Raw genomic sequence first — 12,718 nt, 5'->3', positions numbered from 1 at the left:
GTTTGGGGGCTAACGTGGCAGAAGTTCAATCCATCAATTCGAGCGTCGCGAACGCGACGAATGGTCGCCGCGACGCGCAGCAGGCCGATGCCGGCGGTCAGGAATTCCTCGTCTTCACGCTCGGCGCCGAAGAGTACGGCATCGACATTCTCAAGGTGCAGGAAATCCGCGGCTACGACAACGTGACGCGCATCGCCAATGCGCCCGAGTTCATCAAGGGCGTCATCAATCTGCGCGGCATCATCGTGCCGATCGTCGACATGCGCATCAAGTTTCATCTGGGCCGCGTCGAGTACGACCACCAGACCGTCGTGATCATCCTGAACGTCGCGCATCGCGTGGTCGGCATGGTGGTGGACGGCGTGTCCGACGTGCTGACGCTCGCCGTCGATCAGATCATGCCGGCGCCGGAATTCGGCGCGACGCTGACGACCGAGTATCTGACGGGCCTCGGCACCGTCGACGGCCGCATGCTGATTCTGATGGACATCGAGAAGCTGATGACGAGCCGTGAAATGGCGCTCATCGAAACGCTCGGCGTGTAACCGCCGCAGCGTTCACAAAAGTTAGGAACAGGGAGCATTGAGATGCTAAGCAGGTGGTCGATTCGCACATCGCTCACGCTAGTGGGGATCATTCTCGTCGCGCTGACCATGGTGGTCGGCGTGCTTGGGCTGACGGCGCTCGGCAGCGCGAGCCGTTCGCTCGACCGTATCGCGCGCGGCGACCTCGTCGCAATTCACGCGCTCGACGACGCTTCGGCCTATCTGCTGCGCTCGCGTGTCTCGCTGGATCGCTTCACCGCGCTCACCGCGGCGGGCGACACCGAAACCGCGAAGAAGGTGCTGGACCGCGCGGTCGAGTTGTACGGCTTCAGCAACAAGAACTGGCAGACCTATCTCGACGCGCCGAAGACCGGCGTCGACCAGGCGCAGATGGACGAACTGCTGGCGCGCCGCACGACGCTCGTGCGCGACGGCATGGAGCCCGAGTTCGCCGCGCTGCGCGCGAACGATATGGCCGCGTACCACGCGATCGCCGACACGAAGATCAGCCCGATGTTCGTCGTCTACGACAACGCGGCGTCGGCGGTCATCAAAAGTCTGCAGCAACAGGCGGTGGATCAGCAGGCCGGCGCGCAGTCGAACATTTCGCTGATGACGACGCTCATCATCGCGTTCTCCGCGCTCGCGCTGCTGCTCGTGGTCGGCCTGCGCTTCGCGCTGCGCGGCCTGATCGTGAAGCCGCTGCAGGATGCAAGCGAATGCTTCGAGCGGATCGCGTCGGGCGATCTGTCGGAAACGATCGAGGTGACGAGCCACAACGAAATCGGCCGCCTCTTTGCCGGCATCAAGCGGATGCAGGAAAGCATGGCGTCGATGGTGACGGCGGTGCGCAGCAGCACCGAGTCGATCGACACCGGCGCGCGCGAAATCGCGATGGGCAACACCGATCTGTCGCAGCGTACCGAACAGCAGGCTGCGTCGTTGCAGCAAACGGCGCAGAGCATGGAAGAACTCACGGGCACCGTGCGGCAGAACGCCGAGAACGCGCGCCAGGCGAGCCAGCTTGCGGTGAATGCGTCCGACATCGCGACACGCGGCGGCGACGTGGTGAGCCAGGTCGTGACGACGATGCAGGACATCGCGACCAGTTCGAGCAAGGTGGTCGACATCATCGGCGTGATCGAAGGCATTGCGTTCCAGACCAACATCCTCGCGCTCAACGCGGCCGTGGAAGCTGCGCGTGCCGGCGAACAGGGCCGCGGCTTCGCGGTCGTGGCGGGCGAAGTGCGCAGCCTCGCGCAGCGCAGTGCAAGCGCCGCGAAGGAAATCAAGGAATTGATCGGCGACTCCGCCGACAAGGTGCAAAGCGGCTCGACACTCGTCGGACGCGCGGGCACGACGATGGACGAGATCGTGCAGGCCGTGCGCCGCGTGACCGACATCATGGGCGAGATCAGCGCGGCTTCCGAGGAGCAATCGGGCGGCATCGAGCAGGTCAATCGCGCGGTCGTGCAGATGGACGAAGTGACGCAGCAGAACGCCGCGCTCGTCGAAGAAGCGGCGGCAGCAGCAGGGTCGCTCGAAGATCAGACGCGTCAGTTGCAGGCCGTGCTGAGCGGCTGGAAGGTTGGCAGCGGTTCGGGTCGCGGCTTCAGTGCTCCGAGCGCGCCGGCCGTGCCGCAAGTGAAGGCGCGTGCCATGAGCACGAGCCGCAAGCCTGCGGCAAAGGCCGCGCCGCGTGCCGCGCAAGCGACGGCAAATGGCTCGGTGGCGCATGCGGCAACGGCAAACGCGACGGCGCATGCGGCAACTCACGCGACGACCGCAAACAGCGCAGCAGCGGCTCCGGCCAACCAGCAAGCAGCCGCTGGACAAGCAGGCACCGCACGCGTCGAACCCGCGCTCAAGCCGAAGACGCCTCGCGCGGCATTCGAGCCGGCGGCACGTCCCGCAGCGGCGAGCGCAAGCTCGGCGGGATCGGACGCCGACTGGGAAACCTTTTAAACATGGCGATGAAACATGCAGTCATTCGATATCTCGCGCCAGCGGGCGCGAATCATCGAAGCACGCTTTTACGGCGTGTCGCGGGCCGACTGCATGGTGATGGAACTTGCGGGCGGGCGCGACCCCGCAAAAACAATCCCTTGCTCGCCGGTACGTCCGTCGGGCAAGCGTGATGGCTCGTATCGCAGGCAGGAACTTTCATGATGGCAACGCGCGCACAGCAACGCATCGACCGACCGGAGCCGACCCGGTCCGGCGAACAGGGACGTGATTTCGAATTCACCTCCGCGGATTTCGGCCGCATTCGCGAACTGATTCACCGCAGCGCCGGCATTTCCCTCTCCGATCACAAGCGCGACATGGCGTATAGCCGCCTCGCGCGCCGGCTGCGCGCCCGCGGCCTCGATTCGTTCAAGCAGTATCTCGATCTGCTCGAAGCGGAAAACGATCCGGCCGAGTGGGAAGCGTTCACCAATTCGCTGACCACGAACCTGACCGCGTTCTTCCGCGAGGCGCATCACTTTCCGATTCTCGCGGACTTCGTCGCGCGTCGCGCGCAGCCGGTTTCCGTGTGGTGCTCGGCGGCCTCGACGGGCGAAGAGCCGTATTCGATCGCGATGACGCTGATCGAAGCACTCGGCGAAAGCGGCGCACGCCAGGCCACGGTGCTTGCCACCGACATCGACACGCAGGTGCTCGCGAAAGCCGAAGCCGGCGTGTATCAGTTCGATCAGGTGAAGCACCTGTCGCCCGAGCGGCTCAAGCGCTTCTTCCTGAAGGGCACGGGCGCGCATGCCGGCATGGTGAAGGTGCGTCCGCAAGTGCGCCAGATGGTGCGCTTCGAGCAGTTGAACCTCACCGACCGCGATTACCAGTTGCGCACGCAGTTCGACGCGATCTTCTGCCGCAACGTGATGATCTATTTCGACAAGCCGACGCAGGCGCAGGTGCTCTCGCGCTTCGATCCGCTGATGAAGTCGGGCGGTCTGCTGTTCGCCGGCCATTCGGAGAACTTCACGTATGTCACGCAGGCGTTCAGGCTGCGCGGCCAGACCGTGTATGAACTGACGCGCGATGCAGCGGGCGCACGCGCGCCGGCACGTACGGCCGCATCGACAAGCACGACCACGAGCGCGACGACGAGCGGGGTGACGGTATGAGCAGCGCCTTGCCTATCGCAACCAACCTCTACTACGACAACCACTTCCAACGCCCCGGCGTGAAGCTGTTGCCGAACGAGTTCTACACCACGCACGACGACATGGTGCTCGTCACCGTGCTCGGTTCATGCGTCGCGGCCTGCATTCAGGATCGCACGGCTGGCATCGGCGGCATGAATCACTTCATGTTGCCCGACGACGGCGCGGAAGTCGGCCAGGCGGCATCGGATTCGATGCGCTACGGCGCCTACGCGATGGAAGTGCTGATCAACGAGCTGATTAAAGCCGGCGGCCGGCGCGAGCGTTTCGAAGCGAAGGTGTTCGGCGGCGGCGCGGTGCTCGCGGGCATGACGACGATTAATATCGGCGACCGCAATTCGGAATTCGTGCGCCGCTATCTCGCGCTCGAAAAGATTCGCATCGTCGCCGAAGATTTGCAGGGCTCGCATCCGCGCAAGGTCGCTTTCATGCCGCGCACGGGCCAGGTGATGGTGAAGAAGTTGCGCCTGCAACAGGACCCGAGCGTGGCCGAGCGCGAACAGACGCTCATGCGTCAGACCGCCGAAGCGCGCGCCGAACGGCTTGCCGCCGCGAGAAAGCGCGTCGAGCTGTTTGCGACGCCGGCCGCCGCGCGGCCCAGGGTCGAACTGTTCGGCGCTTCGGGCGCGGCCAAGCCGAAGGTCGAGCTTTTCGGCGCCGCAGGCGGCGCGAATGGTCCATCAAACAGCGCCGGCGCAGCGAAGCCGCGCATCGAACTGTTCGGCTCCACCCCGCGCCCGACTAATTCAACTAACGCCAGAACCGTAGAGGAGGCGTGAGCGCTGTGCAAAAGATCAAAGTACTGTGTGTCGACGATTCGGCGCTAATCCGCAGCCTGATGACGGAGATCATCAACGGCCAGCCGGACATGACCGTCGTCGCAACCGCGCCCGACCCGCTCGTCGCGCGCGACCTCATCAAGCAGCACAACCCGGACGTGTTGACGCTCGACGTCGAAATGCCGCGCATGGACGGCCTCGACTTTCTCGAGAAGCTCATGCGCTTGCGGCCGATGCCAGTCGTGATGGTGTCGTCGCTGACCGAGCGCGGCAATGAAATCACGCTGCGCGCGCTGGAACTCGGCGCGGTGGATTTCGTGACCAAGCCGAAGGTGGGCATTCGCGACGGCATGCTCGACTATTCGGAAAAGCTCGCCGACAAGATTCGCGCCGCGGCGCGCGCGCGTGTGCGCCAGGCGGCGCCCGCGCATCATGCGCCCGCTGCCGGCGCGCATGCGCCCGTTGCCGCCGCGCCGCTCTTCAACAATCCGCTGCTGAGTACGGAGAAGCTGATCATCGTCGGCGCGTCGACGGGCGGCACTGAAGCCATCCGCGAAGTGCTCGTGCCGTTGCCGCCGGATGCGCCCGCGGTGCTGATCGCGCAGCACATGCCGCCCGGTTTCACAAAATCTTTTGCGCAACGCCTCAATGGTTTGTGCCGGATTACCGTTAAAGAAGCTGAGCACGGCGAACGCGTGCTGCCGGGACATGCGTATATCGCACCCGGCCACGCTCACCTGCTGCTTGCCCGCAGCGGCGCGAACTACATCGCGCATCTGTCGGATGATCCGCCAGTGAACCGGCATCGTCCTTCGGTGGATGTGCTGTTTCGTTCGGCCGCGCAGCATGCGGGCAAGAATGCGGTCGGAGTGATCCTGACCGGGATGGGGCGTGACGGCGCCGCGGGTTTGCTGGAGATGAAAAAGGCAGGGGCCTACACCCTTGCGCAGGACGAGGCGAGCTGCATCGTGTTCGGCATGCCGCGTGAAGCGATTGCGCTTGGCGCGGCCGACGAAATCGCGTCGCTGCCGGATATGAGCCGGCGCGTGATGGCGCGTCTTGCGTCGATGGGCGATCGCGTTCAGCGGGTTTGATGCGCCGTTCGAATTGAGGCGGTCACACGCCGCACCGTGAATCAAGTAAAGGGAATCAAATGGATAAGGCAATGAAGTTTCTGGTAGTGGACGACTTTCCGACGATGCGCCGGATCGTTCGCAACCTCCTGAAAGAGCTGGGCTACGGTAACGTCGACGAAGCCGAAGACGGCCAGGCCGGTCTCGCGCGTCTGCGCGGCGGCACCTACGACTTCGTGATTTCCGACTGGAACATGCCGAACCTCGACGGTCTCGCGATGCTCAAGGAAATCCGCGCCGACGCCAACCTCAAGCATCTGCCGGTGCTGATGGTGACGGCCGAGTCGAAGAAGGAAAACATTATCGCCGCGGCTCAGGCAGGCGCGAGCGGTTATGTCGTGAAGCCGTTCACGGCTGCAACGCTGGACGAGAAGCTCAACAAGATTCTCGAGAAGATGGCCAAGACTGGGAGCTGATGTGAACCTGCCGACCAATGCGCCTGGCGCCGAAGCGGTCAACGAGAGCGGCGACTTCGCGTCAGACCGCATCCTCGCCCGCATTGGACAACTGACACGTACGCTGCGTGATTCGATGCGCGAGCTCGGGCTCGACAAACACGTCGAGCGCGCGGCGGAAGCCGTACCCGATGCACGCGACCGTCTGAAGTACATCGCGAACATGACCGAGCAGGCCGCCGAGCGCGTGCTGTCCTCGATCGACATCGCGAAACCGATTCAGGAGCAGTTGCAAAAAGACGCCGGCGAACTCGACGCGCGTTGGGAGCAATGGTATTCGGCGCCGATCGAACGCGCCGAAGTGCGCGCGCTCATGAACGACACGCGCGAGTTTTTGCGCGGCGTGCCCACGGCGACCACCGCGACCAACTCGCAGCTCATGGAGATCATGCTCGCGCAGGACTTCCAGGATCTGACCGGCCAGGTGATCAAGAAGATCACGGACGTCGTGTATCTGATCGAGCAGCAGTTGCTCGGCGTGCTCGTCGAAAACATCGCGCTCGAGCGGCGCGAACAGTTCGCCGCGCATGCCGCGGCCCTCGTCGCGGAAGTCTCGCCGACCGGCAGCCCCGAGCATCTGCTGAATGGGCCGCAGATCAATCCGGAAGGCAAAACTGACGTGGTGCAGGATCAATCGCAGGTCGACGACCTGCTCGCCAGCCTCGGTTTCTGAGCGGCCCGCGCCCTCGCGGCGCGCGGCCGAACAGTATGAATAGCAAGCCGCGCTCCTGCGCGCGCGTGCTGTCTCTGGACACAAACCGCAGGCATACTATGGGGTCAATGAGCGGCGCGGCGTGACGGTGAACGCTGTCACCGGAGGCTTGCATCGTGAGGTTTTCCTCGAGAATGCGGCCCCTCCGCGCCCTATGATTTGCCTAAAACGCAGCCGGTTCGCAGCACGCGCAAGCCGGCCAGCAGTCAGGGAGGAGTCTCGTCATGCGCAGTCGTGTACGCCGCGCCGGTCTGGTTACGGCGCTTATGTTGTCCTGTTCGTTGTCGGCCGTGCCGTCCGCTCACGCGGCGCTCGGCGGCGCCCCAATGACGCCTCCGGCGGACGCGTCGGTATCCGCCCGCACCTTGCAGCCCTCGAGCGCCGTGATTCGCTCCGCATCGGGCGCGGCTTCTTCCGCTTCGGCTACGGCGTCGTACACGGTGCGTGAAACCACGCTCGGCAACGGCACGGTGGTGCGCGAATATCTCACCACTGACGGCACCGTCTTCGCCATCACCTGGCGCGGCCCGCAAATGCCCGATCTGAACGAACTGCTCGGCAGCTACTTTCCGCAGTACGTGGCCGGCGTGAAGGCAGCGCGCGCCGCGCGCGGCGGCGCACGCGGCCCCGTTGCGGTCGATCAGAGCAGCCTCGTTGTCCAGTCCGGCGGCCATATGGGCGCGTTCAGCGGCCGCGCGTGGCTGCCGCCCGCGCTGCCTGCCGGCGTCAGCGGCTCCGACATCCAGTAACGAGGACGAACGATGCGAACCATGCACATTGCGAAGAAACTCAAGGACTGGACTCAGGTTGTGGCAACCGTCGTGCTGGTGTCGGCGCTCGCCGCGTGCGGTGGTGGCGGCGATAGCGGCTCCAGTTCCAGCAGCGGCTCGACCGGTTCAACCGGCGGCTCGACAGGCGGCTCCGCGGGCGGCAGTTCGTCGAGCGGCTTGCCGCCCAGCCCGACCCAGCAGCCGATTGCCGCGACTGCCGCGAACACCGTGGCGATCACGGTGGCCCACGGCGTTACCGGCGTCATCAACATTCCCACGATCAGCGTGACGGTCTGCGTGCCCGGCACCGGGACGTGTCAGAAGATTGACAACATTCAGGTCGACACGGGCTCGTTCGGTCTGCGCATCGTCAATTCGGCGCTGAATTCGACGATGCAGGCCGGCTTGCCGATCAGCACGTCGACAAGCGGCGGCCAGCTCGCCGAATGCGCGACTTTCGCCGACGGCTACACGTGGGGCAGTGTGCGCACCGCGACCGTGACCATCGGCGGCGAAACGACGACTGCGGCTGTTCCGTTGCAGATCATCGGCGACAAGGCCGCGAGCACGACGCCGTCGGCGGGTTGCGGCAGCGGCTCGGCGGAGAACACGGCGAACGATCTCGGCGCGAACGGCATCATCGGCATCGGCACCGCGCTTTACGATTGCGGCTCGACCTGCGCGAACGCGTCCACGGCTGGGACGTACAGCAATTACTTCTCGTGCCCAGGCGGCACGTCGTGCACGCGCACCGCGGTTCCGCTCGCGAGCCAGGTCGCCAATCCGGTCGCTAAATTCCCCCTCGACAACAACGGCGTGATCGTACAAATGCCGCCCATCGGCGACAACGGCGCGGCTTCGGCCACCGGCACGCTGGTATTCGGCATCGGCACGCAGTCGAACAATGCGCTCGGCTCCGCGCAGACCTTCACCACCGACGGCGCAGGCGACCTGACCAACAGCGTGTTCAACGGCAACACGGTCACGGCGTTCCTGGATTCGGGCTCAAACGGCTATTTCTTCAACGACAGCTCGCTCACGCTGTGCGGCAGCAACTTCTCGGGCTTCTATTGCCCGTCCGGCGCGCAGACCCGCTCCATCACGCTGGTCGGCCAGAACAGCGTGCAGGCGGTGGCGAATATCGGCATCCAGAGTGCGTCGACGCTATTCGGTAACGGCACCAACTATGCGTTCAACGACCTGGCCGGTCAGATCGGCGGGCTCGCCGCGTTCGACCTCGGTTTGCCGTTCTTCTACGGACGCCACGTTTATCACGGCTTCGACCTGCGGCCGACCGGCGGCACCCAGGCGCCGTTCGTGGCCTACGCAAGCTAGTCTGGGCAACGCAACGCCTGAAGGCTCTCCACGGCGCCCGCGCTCAACAGCGCGGGCGTTGTTTTTTGCGGCGGCGCGCGGTTTCGCGCGCCGCTTGTCCATCCGCCGAAAAGCCCCGGTTTCTCCTTCCTTATCCGCCGATCGGTGCTTGCGCCGAGCGGGAATAATCGCTCTCACTGGAAAGAGGCGCAGTGCCTCGCCCAACCGGAGAGCTTTGTGGCAGAGGAAAGCGACCTCGAAAAAACCGAATCAGCCACCCCTCGGCGCTTGCAGAAAGCGCGCGAGGAGGGGCAGATCGCGCGTTCGCGGGAGCTTTCGACGTTCGCGCTGCTCGCCGCCGGCTTTTTCGGCGTGTGGGGCATGTCGGACAGCATCGGCGAGCATTTGCAGGCGATGCTGCGCGCGGCGTTCACGTTCGACCACGCGGGCGCTTTTGAAACGCACCGCATGATGATCGGCGCGGGCGCGGCGAGCCGCGAAGGGCTCTACGCCTTGCTGCCGATTCTCGCCGTCACGGGCGCGGCCGCCTTGCTCGCGCCGATGGCGCTGGGCGGCTGGCAACTGTCGACGAAAGGCCTCGAGCCCAAGTTCGAACGCCTGAATCCGATCGCCGGCCTCGGCAAGATTTTTTCGATCAACGGACCGATCCAGCTCGCCATGTCGCTCGCGAAGACGCTGGTGGTGGGCATTATCGGCGGCACGGCAATCTGGAACCGGCGCGAGGAGATCCTCGCGCTCGCCACGCAGCCGCTGCATCTCGCGCTCGCCAACACCGTGCATCTGATCGCCGTGTGCTGCGGGATGACGGTCGCGGGCATGTTCGTCGTCGCCGCGCTGGATGTGCCGTATCAACTGTGGCAGTTCCACAAGAAACTGCGCATGAGCAAGGAAGAAGTGAAGCGCGAGCATCGCGAAAGCGAAGGCGATCCGCACGTGAAAGGCCGGATTCGCCAGCAGCAGCGCGCGATTGCCCGCCGCCGCATGATGACGCAGGTGCCGAAGGCCGACGTCGTGGTCACGAACCCGACGCATTTCGCGGTCGCGCTGCAATACACGGACGGCGAGATGCGCGCGCCGAAGGTCGTCGCGAAGGGCGTGAACCTCGTGGCCGCGCGCATTCGCGAACTCGCCGCCGAAAACAACGTGCCGCTGCTGGAAGCGCCGCCGCTTGCGCGCGCGCTGTATCACAACGTCGAACTCAATCGCGAGATTCCCGGCCAGTTGTATGGCGCGGTCGCGGAAGTGCTCGCGTGGGTGTACCAGTTGCGGCGCTTCAAGACCGAAGGCGGCGACGTGCCGGTCGCACCGACCGAGCTCGAAGTGCCCGCGGAACTCGACAAGGGCGGTGTATCGGATCAAGACGCCGATCAGGAAGCCGCCGACACGCTTAACCCTGCTAACGAAGACGGAGCCTCCGCATGAACGCTCGCGCCGGTTTCCTCGCTCGACGGCCCGATGCCTTGAGCGGCACCAATTTACGCGCCCTCGCAGGCCCGGTGCTGATCTGCATGATCCTCGGCATGATGATTTTGCCGTTGCCGCCGTTCCTGCTGGATCTGCTGTTCACCTTCAACATCGCGCTTTCCGTGATGGTGCTGCTCGTCAGCATGTACACGATGAAGCCGCTCGACTTCGCCGCTTTCCCGAGCGTGCTGCTGTTCTCGACGTTGCTGCGGCTCTCGCTGAACGTCGCATCGACGCGCGTCGTGCTGCTCGAAGGCCATACCGGTCCTGACGCCGCAGGCCAGGTGATCGAGTCGTTCGGTCACTTCCTCGTGGGCGGCAACTTCGCGGTCGGTATCGTCGTCTTTATCATCCTGATGGTCATCAACTTCATGGTGATCACGAAGGGCGCGGGGCGGATCGCGGAAGTGTCCGCGCGCTTCACGCTCGACGCGATGCCCGGCAAGCAGATGGCGATCGACGCCGACCTGAACGCCGGTCTCATCAACGAAGAGCAGGCGCGCAAGCGTCGCGCGGAAGTGTCGCAGGAAGCCGAGTTCTACGGCTCGATGGACGGCGCGAGCAAGTTCGTGCGCGGCGATGCGATTGCCGGCTTGCTCATCATGGTGATCAACATCTTCGGCGGCCTGATCGTCGGGATGGTCCAGCACGGCATGGACTTCGCGTCGGCGGGCAAGAACTACACGCTGCTCACCATCGGCGACGGCCTCGTCGCGCAGATTCCGTCGCTCGTGATTTCGACGGCCGCGGGCGTGATCGTGTCGCGTGTGGCAACGAATGAAGACATCGGCACGCAGCTTACCGGGCAGCTTTTCACGAACCCGCGCGTGCTGATGATCACCGGCTGCATTCTCGTACTGATGGGCTTGATTCCGGGCATGCCGCACTTCGCGTTTCTGATTCTCGGCGGCGGCCTGATCCAGCTCGGCCGCACGATGAAGAAGCGCGCCGAAGAGCGCAAGAACACAACGGCGCTCGTCGACGTCGCGCCGGCCGCGGTCACGCCGGTCGAGAACGCCGAAGCAAGCTGGGACGACGTGACGATGATCGACACGCTCGGCCTCGAAGTGGGTTACCGGCTGATTCCGCTCGTTGACAAGAATTCGGACGGCGAGTTGCTCAAGCGGATCAAGAGCATCCGCAAGAAGTTCGCGCAGGAAATCGGCTTCTTGCCGCCCGTCATTCATATTCGCGACAACCTGGAGTTGCGGCCGAACGGTTATCGGATCGCGCTCAAGGGCGTGGAAGTCGGCGTCGGCGAGGCGTATCCGGGCCAGTGGCTCGCGATCAATCCGGGCCAGGTGTCCGCCGCGCTGCCGGGCACGCCGACGCAGGATCCGGCGTTCGGCTTGCCGGCTATCTGGATCGACACGAATCTGCGCGAACAGGCGCAGGTGTACGGCTACACGGTGGTCGATTCGAGCACGGTGGTCGCGACGCACCTGAATCACCTCGTGGTCACGCATGCATCCGAACTGCTCGGCCGCCGCGAAGTGCAGGCGCTGCTCGAACGGATGCAGAAGGACACGCCGTCGCTCGTCGACGATCTGGTGCCGAAGACGCTGCCGCTCACCACGCTGCAAAAGGTGCTGCAAAACCTGCTCGAAGAAGGCGTGCCGATTCGCGATCTGCGCACGATTCTCGAAGCGCTGTCCGAACACACGCCGAAGATCACCGACGCGCACGATCTCACCGCCGCCGTGCGTCTCGCGCTGGGCCGCGCGATCACGCAGCAGTGGTTCCCCGGCACCGGCGACATGCAGGTGATGGGCCTCGACTCGAATCTCGAACGTGTGCTGTCGCAGGCACTGTCGACGGGTTCCAACCCTGGCCTCGAGCCCGGCCTCGCGCATACGCTGATGACCGAAACGCAGAAGGCGATGAGCCGTCAGCAGAACATGGGACTCGCGCCGGTGCTGCTCGTGCAGCACGCATTGCGGCCGATGCTCGCGCGCTTCCTGCGCCGCAGCCTGCCGCAGTTGAAGGTGCTGTCGTATGCGGAAGTGCCCGATACGCGCAACATCAAGGTCGTGAATCTGATCGGCGCGCACGGTTAACGCGCGATCCGGCTTCACGTTCCAGTTATCGGCCGGCGCCTGTGGGCGCCGGTTTTCATTTCCGCGCCTGACTTTTCGCACCGCTCATGCACTGGGGCGTCCATGCTTCGCTCGTAAGGCCCGCTCGCTCGCACACGGGGCGGCGTCTTGTGCCGATGCAAGCGCGTTAATCGCGGCGTGCGTCCATCGTCCGAATTACCCACGTTTAACGGCCTTTATCCACCGATCGTCGGTCGAGGGCTTTCGCAATAATGATCTCAATGGGAAGCGGTGTGTTGCCGGTCCGTCAGTCCGTTTACCTCAT

12 protein-coding genes are annotated in these 12,718 nt (G+C 64.6%); all 12 read left to right on the top strand.

What is annotated here, in order from left to right; genetic code table 11:
- The first annotated feature begins 14 nt into the window (after window positions 1–14).
- The 12 genes from P0D87_RS08485 to flhA all read left to right on the top strand — a co-directional run bounded on the left by P0D87_RS08485 (window position 15) and on the right by flhA (window position 12,414).
- Window positions 15–545, top strand: a complete 531-nt coding sequence (locus P0D87_RS08485; protein ID WP_006050900.1) for a chemotaxis protein CheW — start codon at window positions 15–17, stop codon at window positions 543–545.
- Between the two features lie 42 nt (window positions 546–587).
- A complete protein-coding gene (locus P0D87_RS08480) occupies window positions 588–2,510 on the top strand; it encodes a methyl-accepting chemotaxis protein (RefSeq protein WP_029970961.1) in 1,923 nt (640 codons plus the stop codon).
- Window positions 2,511–2,525: 15 nt separating this feature from the next.
- Window positions 2,526–2,714 (top strand): hypothetical protein, encoded by a 189-nt coding sequence (locus P0D87_RS08475; protein ID WP_029970958.1) that lies wholly within the window; start codon window positions 2,526–2,528, stop codon window positions 2,712–2,714.
- Window positions 2,711–3,670: a CheR family methyltransferase gene (locus P0D87_RS08470; protein WP_053858878.1), complete on the top strand. Its 960-nt coding sequence runs from the start codon at window positions 2,711–2,713 to the stop codon at window positions 3,668–3,670. Before P0D87_RS08475 ends, P0D87_RS08470 begins: the two co-directional genes overlap by 4 nt.
- Window positions 3,667–4,488 (top strand): chemoreceptor glutamine deamidase CheD, encoded by an 822-nt coding sequence (gene cheD / locus P0D87_RS08465; RefSeq protein WP_053858877.1) that lies wholly within the window; start codon window positions 3,667–3,669, stop codon window positions 4,486–4,488. Before P0D87_RS08470 ends, cheD begins: the two co-directional genes overlap by 4 nt.
- Before the next feature lie 5 nt (window positions 4,489–4,493).
- Window positions 4,494–5,582 (top strand): protein-glutamate methylesterase/protein-glutamine glutaminase, encoded by a 1,089-nt coding sequence (locus P0D87_RS08460; protein ID WP_029970956.1) that lies wholly within the window; start codon window positions 4,494–4,496, stop codon window positions 5,580–5,582.
- Window positions 5,583–5,641: 59 nt separating this feature from the next.
- Window positions 5,642–6,037: a chemotaxis response regulator CheY gene (gene cheY, locus P0D87_RS08455; protein WP_006050905.1), complete on the top strand. Its 396-nt coding sequence runs from the start codon at window positions 5,642–5,644 to the stop codon at window positions 6,035–6,037.
- Window position 6,038: 1 nt separating this feature from the next.
- A complete protein-coding gene (gene cheZ, locus P0D87_RS08450; RefSeq protein WP_006050906.1) occupies window positions 6,039–6,749 on the top strand; it encodes a protein phosphatase CheZ in 711 nt (236 codons plus the stop codon).
- A 263-nt stretch (window positions 6,750–7,012) separates the two neighbouring features.
- The gene (locus P0D87_RS08445) at window positions 7,013–7,537 is read left to right on the top strand and encodes a DUF2844 domain-containing protein (RefSeq protein WP_053858876.1); all 525 of its coding nucleotides are present in this window, start codon (window positions 7,013–7,015) and stop codon (window positions 7,535–7,537) included.
- A 12-nt stretch (window positions 7,538–7,549) separates the two neighbouring features.
- The gene (locus tag P0D87_RS08440) at window positions 7,550–8,893 is read left to right on the top strand and encodes a DUF3443 domain-containing protein (RefSeq protein WP_053858875.1); all 1,344 of its coding nucleotides are present in this window, start codon (window positions 7,550–7,552) and stop codon (window positions 8,891–8,893) included.
- Between the two features lie 216 nt (window positions 8,894–9,109).
- Entirely contained in the window at window positions 9,110–10,315 is a 1,206-nt protein-coding gene (gene flhB / locus P0D87_RS08435; protein ID WP_029970953.1) for a flagellar biosynthesis protein FlhB, read from the top strand.
- Window positions 10,312–12,414, top strand: coding sequence for a flagellar biosynthesis protein FlhA (gene flhA, locus P0D87_RS08430; RefSeq protein ID WP_006050910.1), 2,103 nt, complete (start codon window positions 10,312–10,314; stop codon window positions 12,412–12,414). The genes flhB and flhA overlap by 4 nt, the downstream gene beginning before the upstream one ends.
- Window positions 12,415–12,718 lie beyond the last annotated feature (304 nt).

This window comes from Paraburkholderia sp. RL17-368-BIF-A, from assembly GCF_046054045.1.
Lineage (GTDB): Bacteria > Pseudomonadota > Gammaproteobacteria > Burkholderiales > Burkholderiaceae > Paraburkholderia > Paraburkholderia graminis.
This window is presented reverse-complemented; position numbering and strand designations above follow the sequence as displayed.

Bases quoted from the DNA above. Each gene is read 5' to 3' on its own strand.
- P0D87_RS08470 (WP_053858878.1), top strand. From the start codon at position 2,711: ATGATGGCAACGCGCGCACAGCAACGCATCGACCGACCGGAGCCGACC.
- flhA (WP_006050910.1), top strand. From the start codon at position 10,312: ATGAACGCTCGCGCCGGTTTCCTCGCTCGACGGCCCGATGCCTTGAGC.
- P0D87_RS08440 (WP_053858875.1), top strand. From the start codon at position 7,550: ATGCGAACCATGCACATTGCGAAGAAACTCAAGGACTGGACTCAGGTT.
- cheD (WP_053858877.1), top strand. From the start codon at position 3,667: ATGAGCAGCGCCTTGCCTATCGCAACCAACCTCTACTACGACAACCAC.
- cheY (WP_006050905.1), top strand. From the start codon at position 5,642: ATGGATAAGGCAATGAAGTTTCTGGTAGTGGACGACTTTCCGACGATG.
- P0D87_RS08480 (WP_029970961.1), top strand. From the start codon at position 588: ATGCTAAGCAGGTGGTCGATTCGCACATCGCTCACGCTAGTGGGGATC.
- P0D87_RS08475 (WP_029970958.1), top strand. From the start codon at position 2,526: ATGCAGTCATTCGATATCTCGCGCCAGCGGGCGCGAATCATCGAAGCA.
- P0D87_RS08445 (WP_053858876.1), top strand. From the start codon at position 7,013: ATGCGCAGTCGTGTACGCCGCGCCGGTCTGGTTACGGCGCTTATGTTG.